Origin of the sequence: Streptomyces galbus, assembly GCF_005280195.1 — a bacterium.
Lineage (GTDB): Bacteria > Actinomycetota > Actinomycetes > Streptomycetales > Streptomycetaceae > Streptomyces > Streptomyces galbus.
Map to the genome: position 1 here is coordinate 263,530 of NZ_SZPR01000011.1, position 16,916 is coordinate 280,445.

Below are 16,916 nucleotides of genomic sequence, written 5' to 3' on the forward strand. Positions count from 1 at the left end.
GCGCGGGGGACGTCGCGTGCACGCGCCGCGAGGTCCACCGCCCGTCCCGGACCGCGGGGCCTGTGAACCCGGCGAGTCCTGTGAGGTACCCCACAGGAGTGGTGCCGGGCCGCCCGGAGGAGTGGATTTCCCCGCCGCCGCGCATCCCGCGTCCGGCGGCCGCCACGCGCGGGCCGGTTGATTGACCGCGAGACAGGGTGGACTAAAGTTGAGCGAAGCGGGAGGCACGGTCCTCCCTGCTGGACTGACTTCCCCCGTGAGGCCCCGGCGTGACCGGGCGTCTCCCCGCGTGCGCGGCGCGTACGTACGGCTCGGCCTCCTCCCGCTCCCGGTCGGCTGACGCCTCCCGGCGCCGGCGGGCCTTCCCTTCACGGAGCGGGCGGGGACCCGGCGGTGCGGACCGCCCGCCGGATCTGAGAGGGCCCCTTGAGCAGCAGTCGACACGTCCCGGTGATGCTCCAGCGATGCCTGGACCTGCTCGCCCCCGCCCTGCAGGAGCCCGGCGCGGTGGTCGTGGACTGCACCCTCGGCCTCGGCGGGCACAGCGAGGCGCTGCTCGCCCGGTTCCCCGAGGCCCGCCTGGTCGCCCTCGACCGCGACAAGGAGGCCCTGCGCCTGTCCGGGGAGCGACTCGCCCCCTACGGCGAGCGGGCCACCCTCGTCCACGCCGTCTACGACGAGTTGCCCGAGGTGCTGGCGCGGCTCGGCATCGCGCGCGTGCAGGGCGTGCTGTTCGACCTCGGGGTCTCCTCCATGCAACTCGACGAGGCCGACCGCGGCTTCGCCTACGCCCAGGACGCCCCGCTCGACATGCGCATGGACCAGACGACCGGCATGAGCGCCGCCGAGGTCCTCAACACCTACCCGCCCGGCGAACTGGTGCGCATCCTGCGCGCGTACGGCGAGGAGAAGCAGGCCAAGCGGATCGTCGCGGCCGTCGTGCGCGAGCGCGAGAAGGAGCCCTTCACCACCAGCGCGCGGCTCGTCGAGCTGATCCGGGACGCCCTGCCGCAGGCCGCCAAGCGCACCGGCGGCAACCCCGCCAAGCGCACCTTCCAGGCGCTGCGCATCGAGGTCAACGGCGAACTCTCCGTCCTGGAGCGGGCGATCCCCGCCGCCGTGCGGTCCCTCGCGGTGGGCGGGCGGATCGCCGTCCTGTCGTACCACTCGCTGGAGGACCGGCTGGTCAAGCAGGTCTTCGCGGCCGGCGCCGCGTCCACCGCCCCGCCCGGACTGCCCGTCGTCCCCGAGCGCTACCAGCCCCGGCTCAAGCTGCTCACGCGCGGTGCCGAACTTCCCACCGAGGAAGAGATCGCCGAGAACCGGCGGGCCGCCCCCGCACGGCTGCGCGGGGCCGAGCGCATCAGGGAGGACGTCGAGTGAGGGATCCGCACCGTGCCAGTGAGTAGGAAACCGCGCCTGAAGGGCCGGGCCGCGCGGCTCGCCCGGCTGCTGCCGGGCCGGCCGCGCCAGGCCGCCCGCACACCCTTCGTCCTGCTCGTCGTCCTCCTCCTCGGCGGTGGACTGATCGGCCTGCTCGTCCTCAACTCCGCGCTCAGCGAAGGCGCGTTCCAGATGGACGACCTCCAGCGGGACACCAAGAACCTCACCGACGAGGAGCAGGCGCTCCAGCGCGACATCGACTCCTACTCCGCGCCGGACGCCCTCCAGCACCGCGCCCGCGAACTCGGCATGGTGCCCGGCGGCGACCCCGCGTTCCTGGACCCCGACGGCACCGTGAAGGGCGTTCCCTCGCCCGCCGCGCAGGCCGACGGCGACTCCGGGTACGTACAGCCCCCGGAGGCCATCACGCTCGGCCAGACCCTCGCAGCGACCTCACCGAGCCCGGAGCCGGTCACGACCGACGACCCGGGCCGGGCGGCCGACGACGGCCAGAGCACCGGTCCGGGGCAGACCGGCACCGGTCAAGCCACCACCGGCCAGACCGGCACGGGGCAGACCGGCACCGGTCAGAACCCCGCCGGCCGGACCGCCGACTCCGGTCAGGCCGGCTCCGGCGGTCCCGCGCAGGCCCCCGTGCCCGGCGCGGACACCCTGTCCCGCACGTCCCCGACTCCGACCCCCGGCAGGTGACGGAAGTGGTCGACCCCTCCCGCAGGCAGCCGCCGCGCCGACGCGTGCCCGGCCCCGCCCGCCCCGCCTCCGCGCAGCGCCGCCCGGGCCCCGGCGCCCGGCCCGCCCGCCGCCCCGCGCCGGGCCGCCCGGCCGCCCCGCGCGTCATCAAGCTCGGCAGCCCTCGGCCCCGGCTGCGCATGGTCGGCCTGGCGCTGACCCTGGTCCTGGCCGCGTTCGTGCTGAGGCTGTTCCAGGTGCAGGCCGTCGACGCGAGCACCTACGCGGCCAAGGCCGACCAGAACCGGTACGTCGGACAGGTCCTGGCCGCCGAGCGCGGCGAGATCACCGACCGCACCGGGGTCGCCCTCGCCACCAGCGAGGACGCCTACGACATCACGGCCGACCCCACGATGTTCAGCCGCGCGCAGCTCAAGGTCGACGACGGACCCGAACAGGCGGCCGCCCTCCTCGCCCCGATCCTCGGCCAGGAACAGTCCGCCCTGGTCAAGAAGTTGCGGCCGAAGAACCCCGACACGCGCTACGCCAAGCTCGCCGGACGCCAGACCCCGCAGGTCTGGAAGCAGATCAAGGACCTCAAGAGCGCGCTCGCCGCCAAGGCCGGGACCGACCGCTCCACGGTCAACGTCCTCGCGGGCGTCTTCTCCGTGCCCAGCACCAAGCGCGTGTACCCCAACGGCACCCTCGCCGCCGGGATACTGGGCTGGGTCAACGCCGAGGGCAAGGGCGGCGGCGGTGTCGAACAGCAGCTCGACAGCACGCTCTCCGGCAAGGACGGCAAGATCCGCTACGCCCAGTCCGGCGGCCGCCAGGTGCCCACCGTGGGCTCCGCCGAGACGCCCGCCGTGCCCGGCGCCGACGTCGAGCTGACGATCGACCGGGACATCCAGTGGGCCGCGCAGAACGCCATCACCGAGCAGGTGGCCAAGTCCAAGGCGGACCGCGGCTACGTCATCGTGCAGGACGCGCGCACCGGCGAGATCCTCGCCATGGCCAACTCGCCCGGCTTCGACCCCAACGACCTGTCCTCCGCGAACCCCGCCGCGCTCGGCAACGCGGCCCTGCAGGACGCGTACGAGCCCGGCTCCACCGCCAAGGTCATGTCGATGGCCGCCGTGCTGGAGGAGGACGCCGCGACCCCGCTCACCCACGTCACGGTGCCCAACCGGCTGCACCGCGGCGACCGGCTCTTCCAGGACGACGTCGACCACGCGACCTGGTACCTCACGCTCAACGGCGTGCTCGCCAAGTCGTCGAACATCGGCACCATCCTGGCCACCGGACAGCTCGGCAAGACCCAGGCGGAGGCCAACAAGGTCCTCTACTCGTACCTGCGCAAGTTCGGCATCGGCAGCTACACCGGCCTCGACTTCCCCGGCGAGACCAAGGGCATCCTCGCGCCGCCCGGCACGTGGTCCACCTCGCAGCAGTACACGATTCCTTTCGGCCAGGGCGTGTCCATCAACGCCTTGCAGGCGGCGTCCGTCTACTCGACGATCGCCAACGGCGGCGTCCGGGTCCAGCCCACCCTGGTGCGCGGGACCAAGGGCCCCGACGGGCACTTCACCCCGGCCCCCGCCCCCAAGAAGACCCGGGTGGTCAGCGCCAAGACGGCCAAGGAGCTGTCGCAGATGCTGGAGTCGGTCGTGGACGACCGGGAGGGCACCGGCACCAAGGCCCGCATCCCCGGCTACCGCGTGGCGGGCAAGACCGGCACGGCCAACCGCGTGGATCCGGCCACCGGCAAGTACCGCGGCTACACGTCCTCGTTCGCCGGGTTCGCCCCCGCCGACAACCCGCGGATCACGGTGTACTGCGCCATCCAGAACGCCACCGCGGGCAGCTACTTCGGCGGCCAGATCTGCGGCCCCATCTACCAGCAGGTGATGGAGTTCGCCCTGAAGACCCTCCAGGTCCCGCCGACCGGCGGCAGGCCCGCGAACCTGCCGGTCTCCTTCGCCCCCTGACCCCCGGCCGCCCGGCCCTCCCCGCCCTCGCCCGCCCTCACCGACCTCTCCGTTCAGCGCCGAACAGCCAGGATCCAGCCCGTGACCATGATCACTCCCGATCCCGGGAACCACCGCCCGCCCGCGGCCTCGCTTCGCCCGCAGGCGGGTGCGCCCGGTACGCTCACCGCCGTGCCACACGCTGATCAGTCCCGAACCACCCAGAAGGGGCATCCTGTGACCTACCCGGGACTGCCCCGGCCGGAGCGGCTCTCCGCCACACCCCTCGCGGAGCTGGCCGACCAGCTGGGTACCGCCACGCCCGACGCCGCCGCCGGGATCACGGGGATCACCCACGACTCCCGCGCCGTGCGCCCCGGCGACCTGTACGCCGCCCTGCCCGGCGCGCGCGCCCACGGCGCCGACTTCGTCACCCAGGCCGCCGGACTCGGCGCCGCCGCGGTGCTCACCGACCCGGCCGGCGCCGAACGCGCCGCCGCGACCGGCCTGCCGGTCCTCGTGGTCGACGACCCGCGCGGACGGATGGGCGAACTGGCGGCCACGATCTACGGCCGGCCGGGCCGCGACCTGCTCCAGATCGGCATCACCGGCACCTCCGGCAAGACCACCACCGCCTACCTCGTCGAGGGCGGCCTGAAGACCGTGCGCAGCACCGGTCTCATCGGCACCGTCGAGATGCGCATCGGCGACGAGCGGATCAAGTCCGAGCGCACCACCCCCGAAGCCACCGACCTGCAGGCGCTGTTCGCCGTCATGCGCGAACGCGGCGTCGAGGCCGTCGCCATGGAGGTCTCCAGCCACGCCCTGGTCCTCGGCCGGGTCGACGGCTGCGTCTTCGACGTCGCCGTCTTCACCAACCTCAGCCCGGAACACATGGAGTTCCACTCCGACATGGAGGACTACTTCCGGGCCAAGGCACAGCTCTTCACGCCGCGGCGCAGCAGGCTCGGCGTGGTCAACGCCGACGACGACCACGGCCGCCGGCTGGCCCGGGAGGCGACCGTCCCGGTCGTCACCTACTCCGCCGAGGGGCACCCGGACGCCGACTGGCGCGCCGAGGACGTCCGGATCGGCCCGATGGACTCGACGTTCACCGTCGTGGGCCCGCAGGGCGAGCGGATCACCGCCAGATCCCCGCTGCCCGGCCCGTTCAACGTGGCGAACACCCTCGCCGCGATCGTCGCCCTCGCCGCCGCCGGGCTCGACCCGCAGGCCGCCGCCGACGGCGTCGCCGCCGTGCCCGGCGTACCGGGCCGCCTGGAGCGGGTGGACGCCGGACAGCCGTACCTCGCGGTCGTCGACTACGCCCACAAGACCGACGCCGTCGAGTCGGTCCTCAAGGCCCTGCGCAAGGTCACCAAGGGCCGGCTGCACGTCGTCCTCGGCTGCGGCGGCGACCGCGACCGGACCAAGCGGGCCCCGATGGGCGCCGCCGTCGCGCGGCTCGCCGACACCGCCGTACTGACCTCCGACAACCCCCGCTCGGAGGACCCCCTCGCGATCCTCGCCACCATGCTCGAGGGCGCGGCCTCCGTGCCCGCGCACGAGCGCGGCGAGGTCGTGCTGTTCGAGGACCGGGCGGCCGCGATCGCCGCCGCCGTGGCCCGCGCGCAGCCCGGGGACACCGTGCTGGTCGCGGGCAAGGGCCACGAACAGGGCCAGGACATCGCCGGGGTGGTCCGTCCGTTCGACGACCGCCAGGTGCTTCGCGAAGCTATCCAGAAGACCCAGGGATGAACTTGTGATCGCCCTCTCCCTCGCCGAGATCGCAGCAGTCGTCGGCGGGCAGACGCACGACATACCGGATCCGTCCGTGAAGGTCACCGGGCCCGTCGTCCGGGACTCCCGCGAGGCGGTCCCCGGCAGCCTCTTCGTCGCCTTCGTCGGCGAACGCGTCGACGGCCACGACTTCGCGGCGCAGGTGGTCGAGGCCGGTGCCGTCGCCGTCCTGGCCGCACGCCCGGTCGGCGTCCCCGCGATCGTCGTGGACGACGTCCAGCGGGCACTCGGCGCCCTCGCCCGCCGCGTCGTCACCGACCTCGGCGCGACCCTCGTCGGCCTCACCGGGTCCGCCGGCAAGACCAGCACCAAGGACCTCATCGCCCAGGTGCTGCAGCGCAAGGCGCCCACCGTCTACACCCCCGGCTCCCTCAACAACGAGATCGGGCTGCCGCTGACCGCGCTGACCGCCACCGAGGAAACGCGTTTCCTGGTGCTGGAGATGGGCGCGCGCGGCATCGGCCACATCCGCTACCTCACCGAGCTGACCCCGCCCCGGATCGGCCTCGTCCTCAACGTCGGCAGCGCCCACATCGGCGAGTTCGGCGGCCGGGAGCAGATCGCCCAGGCCAAGGGCGAGTTGGTGGAGTCGCTCCCGCCGGCCGAGGAGGGCGGCACCGCGGTCCTCAACGCCGACGACCCGTTGGTCCGGGCCATGGCCTCCCGTACGAAGGCGAAGGTGGTCCTTTTCGGAGAGTCCGACGAAGCGGACGTTCGCGCCGAGAACGTGCGACTCACGGACAGCGGACAGCCCGCCTTCAGGCTTCACACACCCTCCGGTGCAAGCGATGTGACCATGCGCCTGTACGGTGAGCACCACGTGTCGAACGCGCTCGCCGCGGCCGCCGTCGCCCATGAGCTGGGCATGTCCGCGGAAGAGATCGCCACCGCGCTCTCCGAGGCGGGCTCCCTCTCCCGCTGGCGCATGGAGGTCACCGAGCGCCCGGACGGCGTGACCATCGTCAACGACGCCTACAACGCCAACCCCGAGTCCATGAAGGCCGCTCTGCGCGCGCTGGTGGCCATGGGCAGGGGACGGCGCACCTGGGCGGTGCTCGGCAAGATGGCCGAGCTCGGGGACGAGGCTCTCGCCGAGCACGACGCGGTCGGACGGCTCGCCGTCCGGCTCAACGTCAGCAAGCTCGTCGCGGTCGGGGGGATCGAAGCCTCCTGGCTGCAACTGGGCGCATATAACGAGGGTTCGTGGGGTGAGGAGTCGGTGCACGTGTCCGACGCACAGGCGGCGGTCGACCTGTTGCGCAGCGAGTTGCGCCCGGGGGACGTCGTCCTCGTGAAGGCGTCCCGTTCGGTCGGCCTGGAGGGCGTCGCGCAGGCGCTGCTCGAGACCGGTGCCGAGGGTGAGGTTTCCGCCCGATGATGAAGCAGATCCTGTTCGCCGGTGTCATCGGTCTGTTCCTGACACTGATCGGCACCCCGCTGCTGATCAAGCTGCTCGCGCGCAAGGGCTACGGCCAGTACATCCGGGACGACGGCCCGCGCGAGCACGCCAGCAAGCGCGGTACGCCGACGATGGGCGGCATCGCCTTCATCCTGGCCACGATCGCGGCCTACTTCCTGTCGAAGCTCATCACCGGCTACCCGCCGACCTACTCCGGTCTGCTGGTGCTGGGCCTGATGTTCGGCATGGGCCTGGTCGGCTTCCTCGACGACTACATCAAGATCGTCAAGCGGCGCTCGCTGGGCCTGCGGGCCAAGGCGAAGATGGCGGGCCAGCTCCTCGGCGGCATCGCCTTCGCCGTGCTGTCGCTGCAGTTCGCCGACTCCCGCGGCAACACCCCGGCGTCCACCAAGCTGTCGTTCATCACCGACTTCGGCTGGACCATCGGCCCGGTGCTGTTCGTCGTCTGGGCGCTGTTCATGATCCTCGCGATGTCGAACGGCGTGAACCTCACCGACGGCCTGGACGGCCTGGCCACCGGCGCCTCCGTCCTCGTCTTCGGCGCCTACACCTTCATCGGCGTCTGGCAGTTCCAGGAGTCCTGCGCCAACGGCGAGACCCTCACGAACCCCAACGCCTGCTACGAGGTGCGCGATCCGCTGGACCTCGCCGTGGTCTCGGCCGCCCTGATGGGCGCCTGCCTCGGCTTCCTGTGGTGGAACACCTCGCCGGCCAAGATCTTCATGGGCGACACCGGTTCGCTCGCGCTCGGCGGTGTGCTCGCGGGCCTCGCGATCTGCTCCCGCACCGAGCTACTGCTCGCCATCCTGGGCGGCCTGTTCGTCCTGATCACCATGTCGGTGGTCATCCAGGTCGGCTCGTTCCGGCTGACCGGCAAGCGCGTCTTCCGGATGGCGCCACTGCAGCACCACTTCGAACTCAAGGGCTGGTCCGAAGTCCTGGTCGTGGTCCGCTTCTGGATCATCCAGGGCATCTGCGTCATCGTCGGACTGGGCCTCTTCTACGCGGGATGGGCAGCGGACAAGTGACCGACTGGCAGGGCAAGCACGTCACCGTCGCCGGACTCGGCGTCTCCGGCGTCCCGGCGGCCAAGGTGCTGCACGGGCTCGGCGCGCGGGTCACCGTCGTCAACGACGGCGACGACCCACGCACGCGGGAGCAGGCCGCAGAGCTTCAGGCGCTGGGCGTCACCGTGCGCCTCGGCGACGGCGCGACCCTGCCCGAGGGCACCGAACTCGTCGTCACCGCGCCCGGCTGGCGGCCCGACAAGCCGCTGTTCCTCGCCGCCGAGCGGGCCGGCGTGCCGGTCTGGGGCGACGTGGAGCTGGCCTGGCGGCTGCGGGGCACCGTCCCCGGCAAGCCGGTGGCGCCCTGGCTGTGCGTCACCGGCACCAACGGCAAGACCACGACCACGCAGATGCTGGCCTCGATCCTGCGGGCGGCCGGCCTGCGCACCGCGGCCGTCGGCAACATCGGCGTCTCGCTGCTCGACGCGGTCCTCGGCGACGAGCCGTACGACGTCCTCGCGGTGGAGCTGTCCAGCTACCAGCTCCACTGGGCGCCCTCGCTGCGCGCCCACTCCGCGGCGGTGCTCAACCTCGCCCCGGACCACCTCGACTGGCACGGTTCCATGGAGGCGTACGCCCGCGACAAGGGCCGCGTCTACGAGGGCAACCAGGTCGCCTGCGTCTACAACGTGGCCGACAAGGCCACCGAGGACCTGGTGCGCGAGGCCGACGTCGAGGAGGGCTGCCGGGCCGTGGGCTTCACCCTCGGCACCCCCGGCCCCTCCCAACTCGGCGTGGTGGAGGGCATCCTGGTCGACCGCGCGTTCGTGGAGAACCGGCGGGAGAGCGCCCAGGAGCTCGCCGAGGTGTCCGACGTGAACCCGCCGGCCCCGCACAACATCGCCAACGCCCTTGCCGCGGCGGCCCTCGCCCGCGCCTTCGGGGTGCCGCCGCAGGCCGTACGGGACGGCCTGCGGGCCTTCACCCCGGACGCCCACCGCATCGCCCACGTCGCGGACGTGCACGGTGTCGCGTACGTCGACGACTCCAAGGCCACCAACACGCACGCGGCCGAAGCCTCGTTGGCCGCGTACGGGTCGATCGTGTGGATCGCGGGCGGTCTCGCCAAGGGCGCCACCTTCGACGAACTGGTCGCGCGCTCCGCCGGGCGGCTGCGCGGCGTCGTCCTCATCGGCGCCGACCGGGCGCTGATCCGGGAGGCGCTCGCGCGACACGCCCCCGAAGTCCCCGTGGTGGACCTCGACCGGACGGACACTGGGGCGATGCTCCAGGCCGTCCAGGAGGCCGCACGGCTGGCGCAGCCCGGCGACACGGTGCTGCTGGCCCCGGCCTGTGCCTCCATGGACATGTTCGCCAACTACAACAAGCGCGGTGACGCGTTCGCGGAGGCGGTCCGCGAACTCGGCGCGGGCGCCTGACGGCGGGTCTCGGCCGCGACAGTCGCTCGGGACCCATGGAGGGACGCGTGACTCGGATGTCGCTGGGACCAGCCGGCTCGGGTACCCGGGCGGTGAGCGCCGATGGCCGGTAGCCGTACCGGAGGGCCGCCCGTCCAGCGGGCCGTGCGGCGGCCCGCCGCCCCGCGGGCGCCGCGCGAGAACCCCGTGCTGCGGACGTACACCCGCGCCCGCCGGGCCTGGGACCGGCCGCTGACCGCCTACTACCTGATCCTCGGCGGCAGTCTGCTGATCACCGTGCTGGGGCTGGTGATGGTCTACTCGGCCTCCCAGATCACCGCGCTGCAGATGTCGTTGCCGGGGTCGTTCTTCTTCCGCAAGCAGTTCCTGGCCGCCGCGATCGGCGCCGGGCTGCTGCTGGTCGCCTCGCGGATGCCGGTCCGGCTGCACCGGGCGCTGGCCTACCCGATCCTGGCCGGCGCGGTCTTCCTGATGGCCCTGGTGCAGGTGCCGGGGATAGGGATGGCGGTCAACGGCAACCAGAACTGGATCTCGCTCGGCGGCTCCTTCCAGATCCAGCCCAGCGAGTTCGGCAAGCTCGCCCTGGTGCTGTGGGGCGCCGACCTGCTGGCCCGCAAGCAGGACAAGAGGCTGCTCGCGCAGTGGAAGCACATGCTGGTGCCGCTCGTCCCGGTCGCCTTCCTGCTGCTCGGGCTGATCATGCTCGGCGGCGACATGGGCACCGCGATCATCCTCACCGCGATCCTGTTCGGCCTGCTGTGGCTGGCCGGTGCCCCGACCCGGCTGTTCGTCGGGGTGCTGTCGATCGCCGGCGTGCTCGGTGTGATCCTGATCAAGACGAGCCCCAACCGGATGGCCCGGCTGGCCTGCATCGGCGCCACCGAGCCCAAGTCCGGCGCCGCCGACTGCTGGCAGGCCGTGCACGGCATCTACGCCCTGGCCTCGGGCGGGATCTTCGGTTCCGGACTCGGTGCGAGTGTGGAGAAATGGGGCCAACTCCCCGAAGCCCACACCGACTTCATCTTCGCCGTCACCGGTGAGGAACTGGGCCTCGCGGGGACGCTGTCGGTGCTCGCCCTGTTCGCGGCTCTAGGCTATGCGGGTATCCGCGTGGCCGGTCGCACGGAGGACCCCTTCGTGAGGTATGCCGCGGGAGGCGTGACCACCTGGATCACGGCGCAGGCCGTGATCAACATCGGTGCGGTGCTCGGCCTGCTGCCGATCGCCGGTGTCCCGCTCCCGCTGTTCTCCTACGGGGGGTCCGCCCTGCTGCCGACCATGTTCGCCATCGGGCTGCTGATCGCCTTCGCGCGTGACGAGCCCGCTGCGCGGGCGGCGCTTGCGATGCGGCAACCCCGCTTTGGTAGAAAGCGGGGGGCTGGGGGCACTCTTTCCGATCGACGTCCCCGGAGATGGAACACGATGCGACGGCGTGCCTCGGCGGCGCGTTCGTCCGGAGAGCGGTGAATTTCGGTGCATGTCGTACTCGCCGGTGGGGGGACCGCCGGCCACATCGAGCCCGCGCTCGCCCTCGCGGACGCCCTGCGCAGGCAGGATCCGACCGTGGGGATCACGGCCCTGGGCACGGAGCGCGGCCTGGAGACCCAGCTCGTCCCGCAGCGGGGCTACGAGCTGGCGCTGATCCCGGCGGTGCCGCTGCCGCGCAAGCCCACCCCCGAACTGATCACCGTCCCGGGCCGGCTGCGCGGCACGATCAAGGCGACCGAGCAGATCCTGGAGCGCACCAAGGCGGACGCCGTGGTCGGCTTCGGCGGCTACGTCGCGCTGCCCGGCTACCTGGCCGCCAAGCGCCTCGGCGTGCCCATCGTGGTCCACGAGGCCAACGCCCGCCCCGGCCTGGCCAACAAGATCGGCTCCCGGTACGCCGCCCAGGTGGCCGTGGCCACCCCGGACAGCAAGCTGCGCAACTCCCGCTACATCGGGATCCCGCTGCGGCACTCCATCGCCACCCTGGACCGGGCCGCCGCCCGCCCCGAGGCCCGGCACCTGTTCGGCCTGGACCCCAACCTGCCCACGCTGCTGGTCTCCGGCGGCTCGCAGGGCGCCCGCCGCCTCAACGAGGTGGTCCAGCAGGTCGCACCCTGGCTGCAGCAGGCCGGTATCCAGATCCTGCACGCGGTCGGCCCGAAGAACGAACTGCCGCACGTGCAGCAGATGCCGGGGATGCCCCCCTACATCCCGGTAAGTTACCTGGACCGGATGGACCTCGCGTACGCCGCGGCCGACATGATGCTGTGCCGCGCGGGCGCGATGACCGTCGCCGAACTCTCCGCCGTCGGGCTCCCGGCCGCCTACGTCCCGCTGCCCATCGGCAACGGCGAACAGCGGCTGAACGCCCAGCCGGTGGTGAAGGCCGGCGGCGGACTGCTGGTCGACGACGCGGAGCTGACCCCGGAGTGGGTCCGGCAGAACGTCCTGCCCGTGCTCGCCGACCCGCACCGGCTGTACGAGATGTCCCGCGCCGCCGCCGAGTTCGGCCGCCGGGACGCGGACGACCTCCTCGTCCGCATGGTGTACGAGGCGATCGCCGCGCATCGTGCACAGCGCTAGGAGCACATGACGAAAGGGCAGGAGCGTGGCCGGACCTACTTCCACCGCCGAACGCGGTGCACGCCGACAGGAGTCGTCCGGCCCGCCCCCCGCCCGGGCCGCGGCCCGGCGGCGCCTTCGTACGATCATCATCCTCGCGTTCCTCCTGGTGGTGCTCGGCGCGGGCGGCACCTGGCTGCTCTACGGCTCGCCGTGGCTGCGGGCGGAACGGGTCGCCGTCTCCGGCACGGACGTGCTGACGCCCCGGCAGGTGCGTGAGGCGGCCCACGTGCCCGTCGGGCAGCCGATGGTCTCCCTGGACACCGACGCCATCGCCGCCCGGGTGCGGCGGGCGCTGCCCCGTGTGGACCGGGTGGACGTGACGCGCTCCTGGCCGCACGGCATCCGTCTCGACGTCACCGAGCGCAGGCCGGTGCTGCTCCTCGCGGGCACCGGCCGCAGGGCCGGCCACTTCACGGAAGTCGACGACGACGGCGTGCGGTTCGCGACCGTCCCCCGGGCGCCGAAGGGCGTGCCGCTGCTGGAACTGGCCACCTCCCCGCACGGCTCCGCCTCGGCCAGCCTGCGCCGCTTCGGCGAGGACCGGCTCGTACGGGAGGCGGTCCGGGTCGCCGGGGACGTACCGGCCGCCGTGGCCCGCGTCACCAGGGCCGTGAAGGTGCGCTCCTTCGACGCCGTCTCCCTGGAGTTGGGCGACGGGCGCACAGTCGCCTGGGGGAGCTCCGAGCAGGGGGCCGCGAAGGCCCGTACGCTCACCGCTCTCATGAAAGCATCCCCGGACGCACGGCACTTCGACGTCAGCGTCCCCACCGCCCCCGCGTCATCGGGGAGTTGACGCACATCAGCGCAGGCCAGCACCCTGGTTGGGCAGCGACATGGCTGATCACATAGGGTGAAAAGAAAAACGGGAGGTTCGGCGTGTTCGTTGAACGGGCGCCACTTGTCGACTTAGTGTCCTGTTCAGAAGACTCCAAGGAACGGACACACTGGTAACCCTAAACTTCAGCGTTAGGGTTCGGGTCGGCGCAACGGACCGTCCCATTCGGCATCAGTCGGCGGAGCGCGGACGACCGCGCACCGGCGACACGTAACTCGAGGCGAGAGGCCTTCGACGTGGCAGCACCGCAGAACTACCTCGCAGTCATCAAAGTCATCGGTGTCGGCGGCGGTGGTGTCAATGCCATCAACCGGATGATCGAGGTCGGTCTCAAGGGCGTCGAGTTCATCGCCATCAACACCGACGCGCAGGCGCTGTTGATGAGCGACGCCGACGTCAAGCTCGACGTCGGCCGCGAACTCACCCGCGGGCTCGGCGCCGGCGCCAACCCGGCCGTCGGCCGCAAGGCCGCCGAGGATCACCGCGAGGAGATCGAGGAGGTCCTCAAGGGGGCCGACATGGTCTTCGTGACGGCCGGTGAAGGCGGCGGCACCGGCACCGGCGGAGCCCCCGTCGTGGCCAACATCGCGCGCAATCTCGGCGCCCTCACCATCGGCGTGGTCACCCGCCCGTTCACCTTCGAGGGACGGCGCCGCGCCAACCAGGCCGAGGACGGCATCGCCGAACTCCGCGAAGAGGTCGACACCCTCATCGTCATCCCCAACGACCGGCTGCTGTCCATCTCGGACCGCCAGGTCTCGGTCCTCGACGCCTTCAAGTCGGCCGACCAGGTGCTGCTCTCCGGCGTCCAGGGCATCACCGACCTGATCACCACCCCCGGCCTGATCAACCTCGACTTCGCCGACGTCAAGTCGGTCATGTCGGAGGCCGGTTCGGCGCTCATGGGCATCGGCTCCGCCCGCGGCGACGACCGCGCGGTGGCGGCGGCCGAGATGGCGATCTCCTCGCCGCTGCTGGAGGCGTCCATCGACGGCGCCCGCGGTGTGCTGCTGTCCATCTCCGGCGGCTCCGACCTCGGCCTGTTCGAGATCAACGAGGCCGCCCAGCTCGTCAGCGAGGCCGCCCACCCCGAGGCGAACATCATCTTCGGCGCGGTCATCGACGACGCCCTCGGCGACGAGGTGCGGGTCACCGTGATCGCGGCCGGCTTCGACGGGGGCCAGCCCCCGGCCCGCCGGGACAACGTCCTCGGCTCGTCGTCCGGGTCCTCGTCGGTCTCGGCGCCCTCCCCGGCGGCCCGCCGCGAGGAGCCCACGCCGGTCCGGCAGCCCGAGTCCCGGCCGAGCTTCGGCTCGCTCGGCAGCGTGACGCCGAAGGAGGAGCCGGAGCCCGCGCCCGAGCCCGAGCCGGCCGCCGACCTCCCGGTCGCCCCGCCGGTGCCGCCGTCGCGGACCTACGCCGACAGCGCGGCCGAGGAACTGGACGTCCCGGACTTCCTCAAGTGATCCTTCTGACGTGACAGCACAGCGCGAGAACCTGAGCGGCGCGCACTTCGCCTTCACCGACCGGTGGGGCGGGGTGAGCGCCGCTCCGTATGCGGAGCTCAACCTCGGCGGCGCGGTCGGCGACGACCCCGCCGCCGTGCGGACCAACCGGGAGCTGGCGGCCAAGGCGCTCGGCCTGGACCCGGACCGGGTGGTCTGGATGAACCAGGTGCACGGCCGCGACGTCGCCGAGGTCGACGCACCGTGGGGGACCCGGCCGGTGCCGGAGGTGGACGGCCTGGTGACCGCGGCCCGGGGGCTCGCCCTCGCCGTGCTCACCGCCGACTGCGTGCCGGTCCTGCTGGCCGACCCCGTCGCCGGCGTGGTCGCCGCCGCGCACGCCGGCCGGCCGGGAATGGTCCAGGGGATCGTGCCCGCCGCCCTCGACGCGATGCGGGCGCTGGGCGCCGACCCGGCCCGGATCGTCGCCCGCACCGGACCCGCGGTCTGCGGCCGGTGCTACGAGGTGCCCGAGGCGATGCGCACCGAGGTCGCCGCCGTGGAGCCGGCGGCGCACGCCGAGACCAGTTGGGGCACGCCCGCGGTGGACGTCGCCGCCGGAGTGCACGCCCAGCTCGCGCGCGCCGGGGTGCGCGACCGGGAGCAGTCGCCGGTGTGCACCCTGGAGTCGGTGGATCACTTCTCGTACCGCCGCGACCGCGCCACCGGGCGACTCGCGGGATATGTCTGGCTGGACTGAGAGAACATGACGGAGCGTAGGGACGAACTCGCCGGGAACCTGGCGAAGGTGGAGCGGCGCATCGCCGCCGCGTGCGAGGCCGCCGGGCGCAAGCGCGAGGAGGTGACCCTGATCGTGGTCACCAAGACCTACCCGGCGAGCGACGTGCGCATCCTGGCGGAGCTCGGGGTGCGGCACGTCGCCGAGAACCGCGACCAGGACGCGGCACCGAAGGCCGCCGCGTGCGCGGATCTGCCCCTGTCGTGGCACTTCGTCGGTCAGCTCCAGACCAACAAGGTGCGCTCCGTGGTCGGTTACGCCCACACCGTGCAGTCCGTCGACCGGTCCCGGCTGGTCACGGCCCTGTCGAAGGAGGCGGTGCGCCGGGAGCGCGAGCTCGGCTGCCTGATCCAGGTCGCGCTCGACGCCGGGGTGAGCGGGCGCGGCGAGCGGGGCGGGGTCTCGCCGGACGGTGTCGAGGAGTTGGCCCGTCTCGTCGCCGACTCCCCGGGACTGCGGCTCGACGGGCTGATGACCGTCGCACCGTTGACCGGAGAGTATGCCGGACGGCAACAGGCGGCGTTCGGGCGGTTGATGGAATTGTCGACCTCAGTGCGCCGAGCCCATCCGGCTGCAACCATGGTCTCGGCAGGGATGAGTGCGGACCTCGAGCAGGCCGTGGCGGCCGGGGCGACACATGTACGCGTCGGTACGGCGGTACTCGGAGTCCGCCCCAGGCTCGGGTAACGTCGCCAGGAAGTCGGACCACAGCAGAAAATATGGTCATTTCCGCCACAGGGCGGGGCAGAAGGACCACGTGGATCGCGGGACTTGGCAGTCGTCAGCCGATCCACCACAGAGCGGAGGACTCAGAGCATGGCCGGCGCGATGCGCAAGATGGCGGTCTACCTCGGCCTCGTGGAGGACGATGGGTACGACGGCCGGGGGTTCGACCCCGATGACGACTTCGAGCCCGAGCTCGACCCCGAGCCGGAGCGCGACCACCGACGGCACGAGCCGTCCCACCCGTCACACTCCGCACACCAGTCCCAACGGGACGAAGAGGTGCGAATCGTACAACCGCCCGCGCCCCGCGAGCCGGTGGCCCGCTCGACTTCGCTTCCCGCGGAATCGGGTCGTCCGGCGCGGATCGCCCCCGTGGCATCCATCACACAAGAACGCCAGTCCCTGGAGAAGAACGCACCGGTGATCATGCCCAAGGTCGTGTCGGAACGAGAGCCGTACCGGATCACCACACTTCACCCGCGGACCTACAACGAGGCCCGTACCATCGGGGAACACTTCCGTGAGGGCACCCCGGTGATCATGAATCTGACTGAGATGGATGACACAGACGCGAAGCGACTTGTCGACTTTGCGGCCGGTTTGGTGTTTGGTCTTCACGGCAGCATCGAGCGGGTGACGCAGAAGGTGTTCCTGTTGTCGCCTGCTAACGTCGATGTCACGGCGGAGGACAAGGCCCGCATCGCAGAGGGCGGGTTCTTCAACCAGAGCTGAGACGCACGACCGGAAAACAGCAGTACGCAGCACGGAAAACAGGGGAGAGGGAAGCACCGA

14 protein-coding genes are annotated in these 16,916 nt (G+C 72.1%); all 14 read left to right on the forward strand.

Annotation, left to right across the window (positions count from 1 at the left end; genetic code table 11):
• The first annotated feature begins 426 nt into the window (after positions 1–426).
• The 14 genes from rsmH to E4U92_RS12325 all read left to right on the forward strand — a co-directional run bounded on the left by rsmH (position 427) and on the right by E4U92_RS12325 (position 16,856).
• Positions 427–1,383 carry a 16S rRNA (cytosine(1402)-N(4))-methyltransferase RsmH gene (gene rsmH, locus E4U92_RS12260; protein WP_137300363.1) on the forward strand — a complete coding sequence of 319 codons (957 nt, stop codon included), beginning with the start codon at positions 427–429 and terminating at the stop codon, positions 1,381–1,383.
• Between the two features lie 18 nt (positions 1,384–1,401).
• Positions 1,402–2,094, forward strand: a complete 693-nt coding sequence (gene ftsL, locus E4U92_RS12265) for a cell division protein FtsL (RefSeq protein ID WP_137300364.1) — start codon at positions 1,402–1,404, stop codon at positions 2,092–2,094.
• Positions 2,091–4,061: a peptidoglycan D,D-transpeptidase FtsI family protein gene (locus E4U92_RS12270; protein WP_137300365.1), complete on the forward strand. Its 1,971-nt coding sequence runs from the start codon at positions 2,091–2,093 to the stop codon at positions 4,059–4,061. The genes ftsL and E4U92_RS12270 overlap by 4 nt, the downstream gene beginning before the upstream one ends.
• Before the next feature lie 81 nt (positions 4,062–4,142).
• The gene (locus tag E4U92_RS12275) at positions 4,143–5,798 is read left to right on the forward strand and encodes a UDP-N-acetylmuramoyl-L-alanyl-D-glutamate--2,6-diaminopimelate ligase (protein WP_174863814.1); all 1,656 of its coding nucleotides are present in this window, start codon (positions 4,143–4,145) and stop codon (positions 5,796–5,798) included.
• Positions 5,799–5,802: 4 nt separating this feature from the next.
• The gene (locus tag E4U92_RS12280) at positions 5,803–7,218 is read left to right on the forward strand and encodes a UDP-N-acetylmuramoyl-tripeptide--D-alanyl-D-alanine ligase (protein ID WP_137300367.1); all 1,416 of its coding nucleotides are present in this window, start codon (positions 5,803–5,805) and stop codon (positions 7,216–7,218) included.
• On the forward strand, positions 7,218–8,288 hold the full coding sequence (mraY, locus tag E4U92_RS12285) for a phospho-N-acetylmuramoyl-pentapeptide-transferase (protein ID WP_137300518.1): 1,071 nt from the start codon (positions 7,218–7,220) through the stop codon (positions 8,286–8,288). The genes E4U92_RS12280 and mraY overlap by 1 nt, the downstream gene beginning before the upstream one ends.
• The gene (murD, locus tag E4U92_RS12290; RefSeq protein ID WP_137300368.1) at positions 8,270–9,706 is read left to right on the forward strand and encodes a UDP-N-acetylmuramoyl-L-alanine--D-glutamate ligase; all 1,437 of its coding nucleotides are present in this window, start codon (positions 8,270–8,272) and stop codon (positions 9,704–9,706) included. The genes mraY and murD overlap by 19 nt, the downstream gene beginning before the upstream one ends.
• A 102-nt stretch (positions 9,707–9,808) precedes the next feature.
• The gene (gene ftsW, locus E4U92_RS12295) at positions 9,809–11,173 is read left to right on the forward strand and encodes a putative lipid II flippase FtsW (RefSeq protein WP_137300369.1); all 1,365 of its coding nucleotides are present in this window, start codon (positions 9,809–9,811) and stop codon (positions 11,171–11,173) included.
• Between the two features lie 6 nt (positions 11,174–11,179).
• A complete protein-coding gene (gene murG, locus E4U92_RS12300) occupies positions 11,180–12,277 on the forward strand; it encodes an undecaprenyldiphospho-muramoylpentapeptide beta-N-acetylglucosaminyltransferase (protein WP_137300370.1) in 1,098 nt (365 codons plus the stop codon).
• Positions 12,278–12,302: 25 nt separating this feature from the next.
• Positions 12,303–13,112, forward strand: a complete 810-nt coding sequence (locus E4U92_RS12305; protein WP_137300371.1) for a cell division protein FtsQ/DivIB — start codon at positions 12,303–12,305, stop codon at positions 13,110–13,112.
• 278 nt (positions 13,113–13,390) lie between these two features.
• On the forward strand, positions 13,391–14,620 hold the full coding sequence (gene ftsZ / locus E4U92_RS12310) for a cell division protein FtsZ (RefSeq protein WP_137300372.1): 1,230 nt from the start codon (positions 13,391–13,393) through the stop codon (positions 14,618–14,620).
• A 10-nt stretch (positions 14,621–14,630) separates the two neighbouring features.
• Positions 14,631–15,359, forward strand: coding sequence for a peptidoglycan editing factor PgeF (gene pgeF, locus E4U92_RS12315; protein WP_137300373.1), 729 nt, complete (start codon positions 14,631–14,633; stop codon positions 15,357–15,359).
• Between the two features lie 6 nt (positions 15,360–15,365).
• A complete protein-coding gene (locus E4U92_RS12320) occupies positions 15,366–16,085 on the forward strand; it encodes a YggS family pyridoxal phosphate-dependent enzyme (RefSeq protein ID WP_137300374.1) in 720 nt (239 codons plus the stop codon).
• A 129-nt stretch (positions 16,086–16,214) separates the two neighbouring features.
• Positions 16,215–16,856 (forward strand): cell division protein SepF, encoded by a 642-nt coding sequence (locus E4U92_RS12325; RefSeq protein ID WP_067231862.1) that lies wholly within the window; start codon positions 16,215–16,217, stop codon positions 16,854–16,856.
• Positions 16,857–16,916 lie beyond the last annotated feature (60 nt).